This is a genomic window from Patulibacter medicamentivorans (assembly GCF_000240225.1).
Classification (GTDB): domain Bacteria; phylum Actinomycetota; class Thermoleophilia; order Solirubrobacterales; family Solirubrobacteraceae; genus Patulibacter; species Patulibacter medicamentivorans.
Genome location: NZ_AGUD01000303.1, coordinates 15172 through 30928, shown reverse-complemented (window position 1 = coordinate 30928; position 15757 = coordinate 15172). Strand labels below are relative to the sequence as shown.

Below are 15757 nucleotides of genomic sequence, written 5' to 3'. Positions count from 1 at the left end.
TGCGCGCGGACCGCGTCCGCGGCGGGGTGCGTCGGGCGGGGGCTCATCGCTCCACCCGCATCTCCGACTCGTGCCACGAGCCGAGCAGCAGGCGCGAGAGGCCGTTGACGAGCTGGAAGAAGGCGATGCCGAGGATCGACGCGGCGATCCCGGCGGCGAACAGGTACGGCGTCTCCAGGCGGATCGCGGACTGGGTGATCGCGAACCCGAGCCCGGCCTCGCCGTTGCCGATCCCGGCGATGTACTCGCCGACGATCGCGCCGACGACGGCGAGCGTGCTGGAGACCCGCAGGCCGGAGACGACGTAGGGCAGCGCGGCCGGGATCCGCAGCCGCCACATGGTCTGCCAGCGGCCGGCGTCGTAGAGCGCGAAGAGGTCGGTCAGCCGGTGGTCGGTCGCTCGCAGCCCCGTGAGGGTGCTGGAGAGGACCGGGAAGAAGCCCATGATCGCGGCGATCACGACCACCGAGGTGATCGAGGCGCCAAACCAGATCACGATCAGCGGCGCGGTCGCCACCACCGGGATCGTCTGGAGCACGATCGCGTAGGGGTAGACGCTGCGCTCGATCGTCCGCGAGCTGGCCAGGCCGATCGCCCCGAGGATCCCGAGCGCGCCGCTGACGACGAACGCCGTGACCGCCTCGCGGGTGGTCGTCAGCAGCGACGTCAGCAGGTCGGGCGCGTTGTCGCGGGCCGCGGAGGCGACGTCGGTCGGGCTCGGCACCAGGTACCTCGGCACGTCGCCCCAGCGCGTGATCGCCTGCCAGGCCAGCAGCACCACGACGAGCACGACCAGTGGCGGCAGCGCCCGGCGGACGCCGCGCAGGGCGGCGTCGAGGATCGCGGTCGGCCGTCGCCGGGGCGCTGCGGATCGCCCGGGCTCGGCCGCGCGGGGAGCGGCGTCGCGGGCCTGGGCGTCGGCGGACGCCAGGACGTCACTGGACACGATCGGCCTCCGTCGCCGGCGCGCTCGCCCCGGCAGGCAGCGCGCTGGCGTGGAGCGCCGCCCCGACCTCGGCGACCGCGGCGCTGAACTGCGGCGAGGTCCGGAAGGCGGCCTCGCGCGGGTAGGGCTCGGCGACCGTCAGCGCGGCGGCGATCCGCCCGGGCCGCGGCGCCATCACCGCGATCCGGGTCGACAGGTAGACCGCCTCGAAGACGTTGTGGGTCACGAACAGGACGGTCATGTCGTCCGCCTGTCGCCAGATCCGCAGCAGCTCCCCCTGGAGGGCCTGGCGGGTGATCTCGTCGAGCGCGCCGAACGGCTCGTCCATCAGCAGCAGGCGCGGGCGCGAGACCAGCGCGCGGGCGATCGACACCCGCATCCGCATCCCGCCCGAGAGCTGGCGCGGCAGGTCGCGCTCGTGGCCGTCGAGGCCGACCAGCTCGAGCGCCCGGTCGGCCGCGGCGGCCCGCTCGCGGCGGCCGTCTCCGCGCAGCCGCAGCGGCAGCGCCACGTTGTCGCGGACGCTGGCCCACGGCAGCAGGGTCGGGTCCTGGAAGACGTAGGCGACCGAGCCGTCGCGGCGGGCGCGCTGCGGCGACGTGCCCATCACCGAGACCGTCCCGCGGGTCGGATCGGCGAGCCCCGCGATCAGCCGGAAGACGGTCGACTTGCCGCAACCCGACGGGCCGACGAACGACACCAGCTCGCCGGGGGCCACCTCCAGCTGGACGTCGGCCAGGGCGGCGGTGCCGTTGGCGAAGGTCTTGCCGACGCCGTCGAGCGCGACGACGGCGGCGTCAGGGTCGGCGGCGGTCGCCGAGACGGGCGGGGCGGTGCGGACAGGGGTGCTCATGCGGTGGCTGCGTGTCGTTCTTCACCCAGTCCCCCATCGGTTCGGCGCCGACGGCTGATGCATGTGCACGAGCGACCGTCGGGCGACGGCCGCGGATTGGCGTCCGTCCTCGCCCTGCCCGAGAGCACGGCGCGACGGAAACTCTTATTTCTGATCTGAATTCATATCATAACAGGGGCGCGGGGGGCCCGATCGGCGCTGGCCTATGCTCGGCGGCGATGGTGCTCGGGATCGTCGTCGGCGTACTGACCGTGATCGCGGCGGCGAGCTTCCTGTTCGCCCTGCGGCAGTCCGGACGCGCCGAGCGCAACGGCACGCTGCCCGAGGGGATCGCCGGCATCGCCTCCCACGTCGAGCGGCTGCAGGTCGGGGCCCGCGTCGATTGCGACGACCGCGCCTGGCGGGTCCGCGGCGTCCAGCGGGTGACCGGCGGGCCTGGCGCCGCGTGGGCGGCCTGGCACCTGGAGGACAAGGGCCAGCGGGCGCTGCTGGTCGTCGACGAGGCGGACGAGCGCCACGTGGTGCTGTCGGTCGGGGCCGAGGACGCCGCCGAGCTCGACCCCCACGGCCGGCCGCTGCGCTGGCGCGAGCTCGACTGGCGCCCGCTCGACGACCTCAGCGCCGCCCCCGCGGCCGCCGCCGGCGAGGGCGAGCGTGCGCTCTGGCAGGACGAGGAGCCGGTCCCGGCCGCGACCGCGATCGAGCGCGCCTCGTTCGCCAACCCCGAGCTGCCGCGCCGGCGGCTGACCTTCCTGCGCGAGGACGGCCGCGACGCCTGGGCCGTCTGGATCGGCGACGTCCTGCCGATCGCGATGGTCGACGTCTACCCGCCGTACGGCGGCAGCGCCTGACCGACGCGGGCGAGCACGGCGGCGGGACCCGCAGCGTCCGCGGACGCCGGGCGCCGCCCGCTAGCCCTCGTACACGTCGCCCGAGCCGGCGATCGCCTCGACCTCGATCTCGACCTTCAGCCGCGGGTCGACGAGCGCGGCGACCCCGAGCGTCGAGATCACCGGGCGGACGGCGCCGAGCGTGTCGCCGTGGGCGGCCAGGACCGCTTCGCCGTTGACCGGCAGGTCGACCACGAACAGGCGCACGCGGACCACGTCGGCCAGCTGCGCCCCGGCCTGCTCGAGCGCCGTGGCGATCGTCTCGATCGCCATCCGCGCCTGCTGGCCGGCGTCGGCGGGGATCGGCTCGTCGTCGCCGCGGGCGGCCGTGGTCCCCGACACGAGCACCCGGTCGCCGACGCGGATCGCCCGTGAGTAGCCGACCTCGGTCTCCCACGGGCCTCCGGAGTGGATCCGCTGCACGCGCTCCTGGTCGCGGCTCATGCCCGATGACCCTAGTCACTCCGGCCCGCTCCCCGCGTGGCCGCCCGTACAGGCCGGGCTCGGCGGCATCCGCCGGACGGGCGGGCCGCGCGGCTCAGATCCGGCCGCGGAAGCTGTCGCAGTCGGACGGGTCGCCGCTGTCGTAGCCGGTGGTGAACCACCGCACGCGCTGCTGCGAGGAGCCGTGGGTCCAGGTGTCGGGCGTCACGGTGCCCTGGAAGCGCTCTTGGATCCGGTCGTCGCCGATCGCCTGGGCGGCGTTCAGCGCGTCGGCGACGTCGTCGCGGGTCAGCGGCTCCAGGTAGCCGGTCCTGGCCGCGTTGTGGGCCCAGGCGCCGGCGTAGCAGTCGGCTTGCAGCTCGGAGCGGACGGCACGGCTCTGGGCGCCCTCGCGATCGTCGCCGATCGCGTCGAGGGTGCCCTCGAGGTCCTGGACGTGATGGCCGTACTCGTGGGCCAGCACGTAGGCCTGGGCGGCCGGGCCGGCGGTCGCGCCGAACTTCTCGCGCAGGTCGGCGAAGAAGCCGAGGTCGATGTAGACCTTCTTGTCGCCCGGGCAGTAGAACGGGCCCGACGCGGCGCTGGCCGCGCCGCAGCCGGTCGAGACCCGGCCGTCGAAGAAGACGGTGCGGGCGGGCTCGTAGCGGCGGTAGGCGTCGCCCCAGTAGGCCTGGATGCTGTTGACGTAGCCGACGATCCGGCAGTCGTCGTCGCTGTTGGCGTCGGCGCCGGTGCGGCAGCTCTCGAGCGCCCCGGACGCCGGTGGGCGGGAGCCGACCGACTGGTCCTGGAGCGCTCCGAGGGCGTCGAGCGCCGACCCGCCCCCGCCGCCGCCGGAGAGCAGCACCACCAATGCCACGATCACCCCGACGACGCCGGTCCCGCCGCCGATCGCCACCCGACCGCCAGGCATCCGCGAGCCGCCGCCGCGAACGTCCTCGATCTGCGACGAGTCGAGCTTGCTCTGGTCCTTGAAGCGCACCACGGCGGGCAGCTTACGGCGTCACCAGGCGGCCTGCCGAATCGCCTTCTCGCCGCCGTGCCGCGGCGAGACGGCACAACGATGGCCCAGCCACGCCCGTTCGCCGTCTCGTGCCCGAGCCGCCGTCGAGACGACGATTCGCGGCGCCCAGCCAGCCCGCCCGCCCGCGGGTGGATGTGCGGTGCACCTAGACCAAGCAGATCGGCGCGGGCGATGCGAGAGCCGTACCTGGTACTGCCGAGCGTCGCCCGGCCCGAGACGCGCCGGTATACGTGCGCCTCGCGCCGCCCGCCCGCTAGTGTCGGAAGTGGCGCCGGCCGGTCATGACCATCGCCGCGCCCGCCGCGTCGGCGGCCTCGACGACCAGCTCGTCGCGCATCGATCCACCGGGCTGGATGACCGCGGTGATCCCCGCCCGAAGGCCGATCTCGAGCCCGTCGGGGAAGGGGAAGAAGGCGTCGGAGGCCATCGCGGCGCCCGTCAGGTCGAGCCCGTGCTCGGCCGCCTTCTCGACGGCCAGGCGGGCGGAGTCGACGCGGCTCATCTGCCCGGCCCCGATCCCGACGGTGGCGCCGTCCTTGGCGTAGACGATCGCGTTGCTCTTGACGTGGCGCATCACGCGCCAGGCGAAGAGCATGTCCCGCCACTGCTCGTCGGTCGGCTGGGCCCTGGTCGCGACCGACATCGTGGCGCGGTCGATCACGACGCTGTCGGCGTCCTGGACCAGCGCGCCGCCGGCGACCGGGCGCACGTCGAGCCGCTCGAGCCCGCGCAGCGCCGCGTCGTCGCCCCGCAGCAGCCGCACGTTCGGCTTCTGGGCCAGGATCTCGAGCGCGTCGTCGTCGTAGGAGGGGGCGAACAGGACCTCGACGAACTGCTGGCTGAGCGCCTCGGCGGCGGCCACGTCGACCGGCCGGGTCAGCGCGATGATGCCGCCGAAGGCCGAGATCGGGTCGCAGGCGAAGGCGCGCGCGTAGGCCTGCCCGACGTCGTCGCCGATCGCCGCGCCACAGGGGTTGTTGTGCTTGACGATCACGCACGCCGGCTCGTCGAGCTCGCGCGCGATCGCGCGCGCGGCCTCGAGGTCGAGCAGGTTGTTGAACGACAGCTCCTTGCCGTGCAGCTGCTCGACCCCGCCCAGCAGGTGGGCCGGGGAGCCGGCGCGGCGGTAGTAGGCGGCCCGCTGGTGCGGGTTCTCGCCGTAGCGCAGGTCGCGCTCCTTGACGTACCCGCGGGAGAACGTCGGCGGGAAGCCCGGCAGGGTCTCGCCGGTCGGGTTGCCGTCGGCGTCGGTCGCGGCGACGGTGCCGCCGAAGTCGTCCTGCTCCTGCAGGTAGCCGCTGATCGCCGCGTCGTAGCGGGCGGTCGTGGCATAGGCCTGCAGCGCCAGGTTGCGGCGCGTGGCCAGGCCGAGCGATCCGTCGCCCGACGCCGCCAGCTCCTCGATCACGGCCGGGTACTGCGCCGGGTCGGTGAGGACCGAGGCGTAGGCGTGGTTCTTGGCCGCGGCGCGGATCAGCGAGGGCCCGCCGATGTCGATGTTCTCGATCGCCTCAGCCAGGGTCACGCCGTCGCGCGCGATCGTGTCCTCGAACGGGTAGAGGTTGACCACGACGAGGTCGATCCAACCGATCTCATGCTCGCTCGCCGCCGCCGCGTGCGTCTCGAGCGCGCGGACGCCGAGGATCCCGGCGAACAGGCGCGGGTGCAGCGTCTTGACCCGCCCGTCCATCATCTCCGGGAAGCCGGTGACGTCGTCGACGGCCACGACCGGCAGGCCGGCGTCGGCGATCGCCTTCGCGGTGCCGCCGGTCGAGACCAGCTCGGCTCCCTGCTCGTGGAGCGCGGTGGCCAGGTCGACCAGGCCGGTCTTGTCGGACACCGACAGCAGCGCCCGCCGGACGGGAACGCGGTCGGGCGGGGTGACGTCGAGCGGATCCAACACGACAGTCGAGGATACGGACGGCCGTCGAGGTCCGGATCCACGAGCTTCTTCGAGCCCGTGATCGCCGACTGCGACTGGCGATCCGCCGTCCGCGAAAAGAAATCTCGCGAGCCGCGTAATACGCCGCCGGGTCGGCGGTTGGAGAGACACAACCGGAGCGACGGGCCAAAAGTTCAGGGGGCTGACCACGATGCGAACCCCCGGCCACGGCACGACGATGGCTCCGGCTCACCATCCGAACCAAGGACAGACCATGCCCAGCATTCGCCACTTCGCTCTTCCCCTCCTCGCCGTCGCGGCGATGGGGATCACCGCCTGCGGTGACAGCGACGCCGAGAAGGTGACCAAGACGCTCCAGGAGCAGGGCCAGCAGCTCCAGAAGCAGGGTCAGGACGCCCAGAAGAAGGCCCAGGAGATCGCCGACAAGATCAAGAGCGGCGAGCTCAGCGCCGAGGAGGGCCAGAAGCAGCTGCAGGAGATCGGCGCCGACATCACCAAGAAGGCGACCGACACGGCGAACGACACGATCGACGCCGTCAAGGAGAGCGACAACGTCCCGGACGAGGTCAAGGACCAGCTCGACGACGCCAAGAAGCAGCTCGAGGATGCGCAGAACGGCCAGGTGCCGACCGTTCCCGGGCAGTAGGCGACAGATCGTGGCGAGCCATCGCGGCTCGCTTCGCTCCCGTGCGGGTCGCGCGGGAGGTGGACCGCTGGCCCGGGTCGCCAGCGGTCCCCCGGACGGGACGGCGGTCAGGGGTGGCCGCCGACCCAGGTCCAGGGGACGAGGTCGCGGCCGAGGGCCGCTGGGGATCGAGGGGTCGGTCCCCGCGTTACGGCCGGCGCTCAGGGGTGAGCGCCGGCCGAGCGACCGCAGCCGTGGTCAGGGGTGGCCACCGCTGCGGCACGCGAACCGCCGGTCGGGATGGCCGGCGGACAGGCGGGTCGCGGCTCAGGGGTGAACCGCGACCCGCCGTGCGATCGACCGGCGGCCCGCTCCCCCCGGGCCGCCGGTCGTCGTCCCCGCTCAGCGCACGCGAACCGACTGGCGCGCCGCCCGGACCGCGTTGCCGCTGCGGTCGACCGTGGTGACCGTGACCGTGTAGCGGCCCTTCGCCAGCCGCACCGATCGCGACAGCGACCAGCCGCTGGTGCCCTTCGCGTTCAGCGCGATCGTCTGCGTGCACGGGAGCCGGCCGCTCATGCGGCCCTTGGCCGTCAGGTACCGGCAGCCCTTGCCGCTCGGCTGCCCGACGGCCACGAGCGTCCGCCGGACGCCGCCGCCGGCCTTGCCGGCGACCCGCTTGCCGCCGCGGGTGCAGCCGCGATCCGAGGCGATGCCGACGACCAGCAGCCGCGTGCGGCTGGCACGGATCCGGCGGACCGCGCTCTTCGGCCGCCAGCGATCGACGCAGGCCGCCGGCTTCGTGCCCGGCCCGGCCGGCGGCGGCGTCGAGGTGCCCTGCTGCTCGGGCGTCCCGACCACGGTCCCCTCCGGCGAGTCCGGGCCGTTGCGCGGCGGCACGCGCGGATCGACGTCGGTCGCGCTGGTCTCCTGGAAGCCGACGTCGGCCAGCTGGATCGACCCGGTCGCGGTGCGGACGCCGAAGCCGAGCTCGACGGACGTGATCCGGGTCAGGTCGACTCCGGCGAAGGCCGAGAGCGGAATCCGGATGCCGTTGAGCACGACGTGCTTGAAGCGCGTGCCGATCGACGGCTGGAGCGCCGTCGACCAGCGGGCCGCGTTGGTGCTCGCGCGGCGCCCCGCCTCGTCGACCAGCGTCACGTCGAGGTCCTGGGTCGCGGCCTCGGGATGGACGTCGTCGCCCTTGGGGTTGCGCGGGTCGGCGCGGTTGACGGCGGCCCGCAGGTCGAGGACCCCGAAGCCCGAGACGTCCTTCGCCGCGCCCGCCGGGTCGAGACCGGCGGCGAGCGACGCCGGCCCGTCCCAGGCGACGGTGAACTGCGTCCCGATCGAGCGGTTCGCGGTCGCCGACGCGGTGTCGGCCGGGCAGTCCGGGTAGGGCCCCGAGGTGGCCGGCAGGCCGCGGCCGGGCGGGGCCGCGGTCCGGCAGACCTGGAACGTCGAGAGGCCCGTCGCGACGATCGGCGCACCGGTCGCGGCGACGGTGGTGGCGGTCGCGTCGACCGCGGGCGGCGGCGCGGTCGTGTCGCTGGTGTCGACCATCGGCGTCGGCCGCAGGATGTCCAGCCGCTGACTCTCCGGCCCGATGTAGCTGGTCTTGACCGTCTGCGGGCCGCCGACGCCGCTCTCGAGCGGGTAGGCGGTCGACGGCAGCGTGACCGCACCGGTCATCAGCGGCGCGAACGCCTTCTCGCCGCCGACGTAGCGGCGCAGGAAGCCGTCCATCAGGGCGACGCCGACGCGCCGCTGGTCGCTCGGGGTCAGCCGGGCGCTGCTGGCCGCGCCGCGCGAGCAGGCCGGGTCGGTGGTCGAGCTGAAGTCGTCTCCGGTCCAGACGGTGTTGAAGTAGTTGTGGTCGGTGCCCTGGACGTAGAACTGCGTCTTGGCCACGTTGGCGTTGCCGGCCGCGTACTTCGCGTTCTCGAAGAAGCGCGCGCCCTGCAGGTTGCTGACGTCGCCGTCGCAGGCCGGCAGCAGGGTGGCGTAGTTGGTGCCCTCGGGGGTCCGGTTCAGCGAGTAGTAGGTCGGAGCCAGCGCGAGCACGCCGGCCAGCGGCCAGCGCGAGCCGTTGCGGTTGTAGGTCACGAAGTCGGTGACCGCGTCACCGCCGCGCGAGTGGCCCATCAGCCCGATCCCGCTCGACAGCTCGAGCTTGCCGACGAGCTTGGTCCCGATCGTCGTGTCGGGATCGTCGGTGACCGGGCCGCGGCCGTTGTTCCAGCGGTCCAGCAGGCGCAGCGAGGCCTGGATGACCTGCGACCGGGCGCCGGCTCCGGCGTCGGGGTAGCCGTTGTCGAAGCCGGTGATGTTGGCCTCGATGCTCATCACCGCGTAGCCGTGGCTGGCGAGGTTGGCCGACAGGTAGTCGTAGCCGCCGTAGCTGCGGACGTCGGTCGAGATCGGCGTGCCGTCCGGCGCGGTGCTGTCGAGGCAGGTCCCCGGGGACGGGCCGGGCGCCGAAGGCGTGCCGGTGGTGCCGATGCAGACGCTGTGGCGCCCGTGCAGGAAGATGATCACCTTCGACGGCTCGGCGCCGACGGGGTAGACGATCGAGCCCTTCATCGGCACGGTGGTCGTCTGGCCGGCGGTCGGCAGGTTCAGCAGCAGGGTGCCGGCGTCGTACTCGAGCTTCTTCACCTGCTGCGGGCCGATCGCCAGCGGGTCGGGGACGCCTCGGTCGTCCGCCGCCGCGGCTGCCGGGCCGAGCGTCACCAGGCCGAGCAGCCCGAGCAGCAGCGTCAGCGCGACGCGGCGGACGCGAGCCAGGGCTGGGCCCGGGCGGCCGGCTGAGCGGGCCGCGCGTCGATCGATGGTCGTGATCGGGGATCGCCGGAGCGTGCCCGTGCGCTGGGTGCGCGCAGGGGCCGACGCGGCGACGAACCGAGGGGTTCCGTCGTCCACGGGTGCCTTTCGAGAGGGTTGCGGGCGTGCCGGCACGGCGACGCCCGAGGGGTCGACGGTCACGCTACGACCGGGCGAGGGCGAACCTCCTGTGCACTCGTACAACGTTTTGGTACCTGCATGCGACAGCCTGCCGAGCGATCCACCGGCCTCGCCGTGCCACGCGGCCCAGGTGGGCAGCCGGCTCACCGCGGGAGGGGAGCCCGGTGCCCGCCGCGGGCCCTACAGTTCCATCCGTCCCATCCCCCCGTTCCGGCCGACACGGCCACCAGGAGAGGTATCCATGACCCCCGTTCGTCTGCTCGCTCTTCCCCTGCTGCTGACCGCCGCCCTCGGCATGACCGCCTGTGGCGGCAGCGCCGAGGACGACGCCAAGCAGAAGGCCGAGCAGTTCCAGAAGGACGTCCAGAGCGGCAAGCTCTCGCCGGACGAGATCCAGAAGCGCGCCAAGGACCTGCTCGACGATCCCGAGATCAAGAAGCAGTACGAGAAGATGAAGGACCAGTTCGACAAGCTGCCGAGCTCGGACGACATCAAGAAGCAGCTGGACCAGATCCCCCGCTCCGACGAGATCAAGAAGCAGCTCGAGAAGAGCGGCGTCAGCGGCGACGACGTCCAGAAGCAGCTCGACGACCTGAAGAACCAGATCGGGACCCCCGGCAACTGAGTCCGGGCAGGCGGGCTCGGCGCCCTGCGCGCCGGCCCCGCCCACGACCATCCGGCGGGCCGACGGCCCGCCGCGTCAGTGGCGCGCGATCAGCCGACGAGCACGCGGCGCGGGTCGTCCGGGTCGCGGCGGAGCGCGCCGCGTGCGACCAGCCCGACCGCTTCCGGCAGCAGCCGGTGCTCGATCGGCTGCAGCGCGGCGTGGACCGTCGCCGCGTCGATCGGACCGTGCAGCTGGATCGCCTCCTGGAGGACGATCGGCCCAGTGTCGACGCCCTCGTCGACCAGGTGGACGGTGACCCCGAAGACCCGGACCCCGTAGGCGACCGCCTGCTCGATCGCCCGGATCCCTGGGAACGCCGGCAGCAGCGACGGGTGGACGTTGAGGACCCGGTCGGGGAACGCCCGCAGGAACGCCGGGGTCAGGATCGCCATGTAGCCGGCCAGCACCACCAGCTCGACCTCGCGCGCGGCGAGCCAGGCGGCGATCGCGGCGTCGCGCGCCTCGCGGCTGGGGTGCTCGTCGCGCGGGAAGGCCGCGTGCTCGACCCCGACGTCCGCGGCCCGTCGGAACGCGATCGCGTCCGCCCGGTCGCCGGCGACCGCGACCACGCGCGCCTGGTCGGGCGGCAGCCGATCGAGCAGCGCCTGCAGGTTCGTCCCCTGGCCCGACGCGAGCACGCCGACCCGCAGCGGGTCGCGGGCCGGGACGGCGTCGTCGCTCATGCCACGTCCTCGAGGTCGAGCTGGCCGTCGTCGACCAGCACCAGGGTCGGGTAGCGGCCGCCGCTGGAGCCGAGCGCGCCGGACTCCAGCAGCGCGTCGATCCGGGCCAGGACGTCGGCGTCGCGCAGGTCGGCGTGGCGGCCGTAACCGGGCAGGCCGTCGTAGCCCCGCTCGATGACCTTCTGCGAGCGGCCGCCGCGCAGGATCTCGACGGTGCGCGTGCGGCCGACCGGCGGGTTCGCGTCGCGGACGACCTCGACCACCGAGCGGTCGATCGTCCGCGCCTCGTTGCCGGACAGCGCCCGCAGCGGGCCGCGCGAGCGCGAGCGGCCACCGCCGCGGCCGCCGGCCGAGGGCTCCGGCTCGGGCAGCAGCAGCGGGACGCAGGCGTCGCAGCAGGGGACGTCGGGGTGCGGCGTCGCCCGATCGCCGAAGTGGTGGAGGACCGCCTCGCGCCGGCAGGTCTCCCCCTCGACGAACTTCCAGAGCGCCCGGTACTGCGCCCACCGCTTCTGCTGCGCCTCGTGCGCCAGCGAGCGGATCTCGTGACGGACGCGGTCGTCGTAGGGACCGAGCAGCCGCCCGCGGACCCGGTCCGGCGGACCCGGCGCGGGCTGGACCATCCCGGCCTGGGTCAGGTGGCCGAGGACCGCCCGCGCCGACTCGCCGTCACCGGCGCCCAGCTCGCCGACGCCGAGGTCGAAGCGGCCCTCGACCGACCCGCGGACGATCGCGCCGGCGATCCGGTCGAGGGTCGGGTCGTCGACCTCGCCGCGCTCGATGAAGTAGCGGTGGAGGCCCTTGTCGCGCCCGTCGGCCAGCAGCAGCGCACGGGCCGGGGCGCCGTCGCGGCCGGCGCGACCCGCCTCCTGGTACCAGGCCTCGACCGACGGCGGCGCGCTGTCGTGGACGACGGTCCGGACGTCGGCCTTGTCGACGCCCATGCCGAAGGCGTTGGTCGCGCAGACGATCGGGACCTCGCCGGACATGAACCGGCGCTGGGCCTCGTCGCGGCGGTTGCGGTCGAGCCCGGCGTGGTAGGCGACCGCCTCGACGCCGAGCTGGGCGGAGAGGTCGGCCGCGAGCCGCTCGGCGTTGTCGCGGGTGCCGGCGTAGACGATCGCCGGCAGCGCGTCCTCGTCCTTGAGCGCCGCCAGCAGCCGGCCGCGACGCTCGACCTGGCCGGCGCAGCGGCGGACCACGAACGACAGGTTCGGCCGGTCGAAGCCGGTCCGGACGTTGACCGGGTCGCGCAGGTGCAGGCGCCGCTCGATGTCGAGCGCGACCTGCGGCGTGGCGGTGGCGGTCGCCGCCAGGATCGACGACACGCCGAGCCAGCGGGCGGCGTCGGCCAGGCGGAAGTAGTCGGGACGGAAGTCGTGGCCCCACTGGCTGACGCAGTGCGCCTCGTCGACCACGAACAGGCCGACCCGGGCGCGGCGGATCCGCTCCAGGAAGGCCGCCGAGCCGAACCGCTCGGGCGCGACGTAGAGCAGCCGCAGGTCGCCGGCGACCGCGCGGTCGAGGATCGCGAGGTTCTCGGCCGGGTCCTGCTGGCCGCTGAGCATCGCCGCCGGCGGCCGCGCTTGGGCCGCCCCGGCCGCGGTGTGCGCGGACGGCCCCGCGACGCGGGCGTTCAGCTGCTCGACCTGGTCGCGCATCAGCGAGACCAGCGGCGAGACGACCAGCGTCAGGTCGTCACGGCAGAGCGCGGGCAGCTGGTAGGTCAGCGACTTGCCGGCGCCGGTCGGCATGACGACCAGCGCGTCGCGCCCGCCGTAGGCCGCCCGCGCGGCGTCCTCCTGGCCGGGCCGGAACGCGGGGTGGCCGAAGGCGACCCGCAGGGTGTGGAGCAGCGGATCGTCGACCGGCATCCGATGCCTCACGGTAGCCGCCGAAGCGGACGACGGGCCGGGTGGCGCAGGTTCGGTGCGGAGCCGGCACCGGTCGGGGCGCGTCGGTGCCCGTGGCGGCGCGGCCAGCCCTGACGTCGCGGTCGCTCGGCGACCGCGACGCGACGGGGTGGTCGGGCTCACCGCGGAAGGGTCCTGCGGAGGCGGCCGCCCGGCTCGATCCTGGGGCCATGCCCACCAGCCGGATCACCGCGATGCCCGACGGGGCCCGGATCACCTGAGCTTCCCGCCACCTCCCGTCCCCCGCGAGCCGCCCGTCGCCGTTCCCCGGTGGCGGGCGGCTCGCGTCTCGGGGTCGCGCGGCCGAAGGTTCAGGGCCCGGCGCCCGATTGCGCCATCAGCCGGCGGACCGCAGCATCGGCCGGATGCTGCCCCTCCGCACCATCCGCCCCCGTCCGAGCCGCGCGGCCGGCGCCGCACTGCTCGCCGCCGGCGCCCTGCTGGCTCCGGTGGCGCCGGCGTCCGCCGTCCTGCGCGGCAGCCCGGTCCCGGTCGCCGACCACCCCGCGCTGGCCCAGGTCGACAACGGCGAGGGGACCATCTGCACCGGCGCGCTGGTCGCCCCGCGGGTGGTACTGACGGCCGCCCACTGCCTCCTCGGCCAGCGGGCGACCCACGTGGTGCTCGGCCGCCGGACGACGAGCGACGACGACGGCGGCCAGCGACTGCGGGTGCGCCGTCAGGCGATCGATCCCGGCTGGATCGTGCGCGGCCGCGCGATCCTGAACGCCGACGTCGCCCTGCTCGAGCTCGAGGCGCGACCGCGGGACGTCACGCCCCTGCCGCTGATCGATCGCGCCGACGCGGCGCTGATCGCCCCCGGCCGGTCCGCGACGGTGATCGGCTGGGGCGTCGGTCGCTGGGCCGACCTGGATCCCGACGAGGAGCACACCGGGTTGAACGCCGGCGTCATCGGGGCCGGCGAGCTCCGAGCGGGGTCGGCGCCGGTCCGCAGCGATCGCTCCTGCGACGCCTTCACGCGCCGCGTGGCCCGCTCGCTGCTCGACGACGGCAGCGACGACAGCGTGCTCGCGCCCGACGCGCTCTGCGTCGGAGCGGCGACCGGGAGCCCGGCCACCGTCGCCTGCACCGGCGACGCCGGCGGCCCGCTGCTGGTCGAGACGCCTCGCGGACCCGCGATCGCCGCGATCAACAGCTTCGGCGCCGCCCGCTGCGTCGGCAACGTCAGCGCCTACACGCGGCTGCTCGGCTCCCCGGCACGGCGCTGGCTCGACCGGCACCTGGTCGCGGGCCGCCTGGTGCGCCACCCGAAGCCGGCGACGAGCGGCGACCGGCCCGCCGTCGCCCACCGCTGATCGGCCGCGGCCGACGGGACCGGGGCCGCGCGCCCGCCTCAGGCCTTGACCATCGGCAGCGCGTTCTCCAGCGCGTACTTGCCGAGGTGGTCCTCGGTACCCGGGATCGGGTACTCGCCGCTGAAGCAGGCGTCGCAGTGGCCGCTGCGCTGACCGCGGACCGCCTCGTAGACGCCCTCCAGCGACAGGTAGGCGAGCGACTCGCAGCCGATGTGGTCGCGGATCTCGTCGACCGTCCGCTCGTGGGCGACCATCTCCTCGCGCGAGGACATGTCGACGCCGTAGTGGCAGGGGTTGCGGATCGGCGGCGCGGTGATCCGGAAGTGGACCTCGCGGGCGCCGGCGTCGCGCAGCATCTTGACCAGCTGGCGGGTGGTGTTGCCACGGACGATCGAGTCGTCGACGACGACCAGGCTCTTGCCCTCGATCACCTCGGGCAGCGGGTTGAACTTCAGCCGCAGGCCGTGCTGGCGCAGCTGGTCGCCCGGCTGGATGAAGGTCCGCTGGACGTAGCGGTTCTTGACGAAGCCGTCGTCCATCGGGATCCCGCTGGCGGCCGCGAAGCCGCGTGCGGCCGGGATCCCCGAGTCGGGCACGGCGACGACCAGGTCGGCGCCGACCGCCGGCGCCTCGCGCGCCAGGATCTCGCCCATCCGGACCCGGCTGCGCTGCAGCAGCTGACCGTTCATCCGCGAGTCGGGCCGCGCGAAGTAGATGTACTCGAAGAGGCAGAACGCCTGGCGCTCGCCCTCGATCACCTGGCGGCTGGTGACGCCGCGCTCGTCGAGCACGACCAGCTCGCCCGGCGCGACGTCGCGCACGTAGGTCGCGCCGATGATGTCCAGGGCGCAGGTCTCCGACGCCACGACCCAGGCGTCGCCCCCGAGCTGCCCGAGGACCAGCGGGCGGATGCCCTGCGGATCGCGGAAGGCGCAGACCCGGTCGCGGTCCATTACGACGGTCGAGAACGCCCCGCGCAGCCGCGGCATCGCGTCCGCGATCGCGTCCTCCAGGCTGTTCGCCTCGCCCGTGGAGAGCAGCGCGGCCATGATCTCGGAGTCGGTGGTCGCGCGGAAGTGGACGCCCTTGGCGACCAGCTCGGCGTGCAGCTCGACGGCGTTGACGAGGTTGCCGTTGTGGGCCAGCGCCAGCTCGCGGCGGTCGTTGCGGTGGACCGGCTGCGAGTTCTCCCACTCGTTGCCGCCGGTCGTGGAGTAGCGGGTGTGGCCGAGCGCCAGGTCGCCGCTGAGGGCCCGCAGGTCGTGCTCGGTGAAGACCTGGCTGACCAGGCCCAGGGCGCGCTGCGTGATGATGTAGCCGCCCAGGTCGGCCGACGCGATGCCCGCTGATTCCTGCCCGCGATGCTGCAGGGCGTACATCCCGTAGTAAGCGAACTTCGCCACGTCCTGCCCGGGGGCGTAGACGCCGAAGACGCCGCATTCGTCGCGAGGACCCTCGCGGTGATCGAGCGTGTCAGGGGCCATGACCGTGCGCGGTGGAAGGGAGCGGAGAGAACCGCGACGCCTCGT

At 74.2% G+C, this 15757-nt stretch carries 13 protein-coding genes; 4 read left to right on the top strand and 9 right to left on the bottom strand.

Features of this window, described 5'->3' with window-relative positions; translation table 11 throughout:
- Positions 1-43 precede the first annotated feature (43 nt).
- On the bottom strand, positions 44-946 hold the full coding sequence (locus PAI11_RS21595; RefSeq protein WP_007578703.1) for an ABC transporter permease: 903 nt from the start codon (positions 944-946) through the stop codon (positions 44-46).
- Positions 936-1799 carry an ABC transporter ATP-binding protein gene (locus PAI11_RS21590; protein WP_007578701.1) on the bottom strand — a complete coding sequence of 288 codons (864 nt, stop codon included), beginning with the start codon at positions 1797-1799 and terminating at the stop codon, positions 936-938. The genes PAI11_RS21595 and PAI11_RS21590 overlap by 11 nt, the downstream gene beginning before the upstream one ends.
- A 218-nt stretch (positions 1800-2017) precedes the next feature.
- On the opposite strand from PAI11_RS21590, the gene PAI11_RS21585 reads away from it, so the two are divergent.
- The gene (locus PAI11_RS21585) at positions 2018-2650 is read left to right on the top strand and encodes a DUF4178 domain-containing protein (RefSeq protein ID WP_040601321.1); all 633 of its coding nucleotides are present in this window, start codon (positions 2018-2020) and stop codon (positions 2648-2650) included.
- Between the two features lie 60 nt (positions 2651-2710).
- Here the strand turns inward: PAI11_RS21585 and PAI11_RS21580 are convergent, their stop codons facing one another.
- The 3 genes from PAI11_RS21580 to purH all read right to left on the bottom strand — a co-directional run bounded on the left by PAI11_RS21580 (position 2711) and on the right by purH (position 6060).
- Positions 2711-3133, bottom strand: coding sequence for a RidA family protein (locus PAI11_RS21580; protein ID WP_007578699.1), 423 nt, complete (start codon positions 3131-3133; stop codon positions 2711-2713).
- 94 nt (positions 3134-3227) lie between these two features.
- Positions 3228-4115, bottom strand: coding sequence for a KPN_02809 family neutral zinc metallopeptidase (gene ypfJ / locus PAI11_RS21575; protein WP_007578698.1), 888 nt, complete (start codon positions 4113-4115; stop codon positions 3228-3230).
- Positions 4116-4410: 295 nt separating this feature from the next.
- Positions 4411-6060 carry a bifunctional phosphoribosylaminoimidazolecarboxamide formyltransferase/IMP cyclohydrolase gene (gene purH, locus PAI11_RS21570; protein ID WP_007578697.1) on the bottom strand — a complete coding sequence of 550 codons (1650 nt, stop codon included), beginning with the start codon at positions 6058-6060 and terminating at the stop codon, positions 4411-4413.
- 253 nt (positions 6061-6313) lie between these two features.
- Between purH and PAI11_RS21565 the strand changes: the two genes are divergently transcribed.
- Positions 6314-6706 (top strand): hypothetical protein, encoded by a 393-nt coding sequence (locus PAI11_RS21565; protein ID WP_138974471.1) that lies wholly within the window; start codon positions 6314-6316, stop codon positions 6704-6706.
- Positions 6707-7087: 381 nt separating this feature from the next.
- Here PAI11_RS21565 and PAI11_RS21560 read toward each other — a convergent pair whose 3' ends face one another.
- Positions 7088-9607, bottom strand: coding sequence for an alpha/beta hydrolase (locus tag PAI11_RS21560; protein WP_007578694.1), 2520 nt, complete (start codon positions 9605-9607; stop codon positions 7088-7090).
- Positions 9608-9890: 283 nt separating this feature from the next.
- On the opposite strand from PAI11_RS21560, the gene PAI11_RS21555 reads away from it, so the two are divergent.
- Positions 9891-10274 carry a hypothetical protein gene (locus PAI11_RS21555; RefSeq protein WP_040601320.1) on the top strand — a complete coding sequence of 128 codons (384 nt, stop codon included), beginning with the start codon at positions 9891-9893 and terminating at the stop codon, positions 10272-10274.
- Positions 10275-10363: 89 nt separating this feature from the next.
- Here the strand turns inward: PAI11_RS21555 and purN are convergent, their stop codons facing one another.
- Both purN and PAI11_RS21545 read right to left on the bottom strand, forming a co-directional pair.
- Positions 10364-10999, bottom strand: coding sequence for a phosphoribosylglycinamide formyltransferase (gene purN / locus PAI11_RS21550; RefSeq protein ID WP_007578692.1), 636 nt, complete (start codon positions 10997-10999; stop codon positions 10364-10366).
- Complete coding sequence (locus tag PAI11_RS21545; protein ID WP_007578690.1) at positions 10996-12873, bottom strand: RecQ family ATP-dependent DNA helicase; 1878 nt, start codon at positions 12871-12873, stop codon at positions 10996-10998. The genes purN and PAI11_RS21545 overlap by 4 nt, the downstream gene beginning before the upstream one ends.
- A 404-nt stretch (positions 12874-13277) precedes the next feature.
- Here PAI11_RS21545 and PAI11_RS25005 point away from each other — a divergent pair, with 404 nt between their 5' ends.
- Positions 13278-14228 carry a S1 family peptidase gene (locus PAI11_RS25005; RefSeq protein WP_007578688.1) on the top strand — a complete coding sequence of 317 codons (951 nt, stop codon included), beginning with the start codon at positions 13278-13280 and terminating at the stop codon, positions 14226-14228.
- Positions 14229-14266: 38 nt separating this feature from the next.
- Here the strand turns inward: PAI11_RS25005 and purF are convergent, their stop codons facing one another.
- Positions 14267-15712, bottom strand: coding sequence for an amidophosphoribosyltransferase (purF, locus tag PAI11_RS21535; RefSeq protein ID WP_007578686.1), 1446 nt, complete (start codon positions 15710-15712; stop codon positions 14267-14269).
- Positions 15713-15757 lie beyond the last annotated feature (45 nt).

What these genes read in the sequence shown, in the direction of transcription:
- PAI11_RS21590 (WP_007578701.1), bottom strand. Translation starts at nt 1,799, where the DNA reads ATGAGCACCCCTGTCCGCACCGCCCCGCCCGTCTCGGCGACCGCCGCC.
- PAI11_RS21585 (WP_040601321.1), top strand. Translation starts at nt 2,018, where the DNA reads ATGGTGCTCGGGATCGTCGTCGGCGTACTGACCGTGATCGCGGCGGCG.
- PAI11_RS21580 (WP_007578699.1), bottom strand. Translation starts at nt 3,133, where the DNA reads ATGAGCCGCGACCAGGAGCGCGTGCAGCGGATCCACTCCGGAGGCCCG.
- PAI11_RS21565 (WP_138974471.1), top strand. Translation starts at nt 6,314, where the DNA reads ATGCCCAGCATTCGCCACTTCGCTCTTCCCCTCCTCGCCGTCGCGGCG.
- PAI11_RS21555 (WP_040601320.1), top strand. Translation starts at nt 9,891, where the DNA reads ATGACCCCCGTTCGTCTGCTCGCTCTTCCCCTGCTGCTGACCGCCGCC.
- purN (WP_007578692.1), bottom strand. Translation starts at nt 10,999, where the DNA reads ATGAGCGACGACGCCGTCCCGGCCCGCGACCCGCTGCGGGTCGGCGTG.
- PAI11_RS21545 (WP_007578690.1), bottom strand. Translation starts at nt 12,873, where the DNA reads ATGCCGGTCGACGATCCGCTGCTCCACACCCTGCGGGTCGCCTTCGGC.
- PAI11_RS25005 (WP_007578688.1), top strand. Translation starts at nt 13,278, where the DNA reads ATGCTGCCCCTCCGCACCATCCGCCCCCGTCCGAGCCGCGCGGCCGGC.
- purF (WP_007578686.1), bottom strand. Translation starts at nt 15,712, where the DNA reads ATGGCCCCTGACACGCTCGATCACCGCGAGGGTCCTCGCGACGAATGC.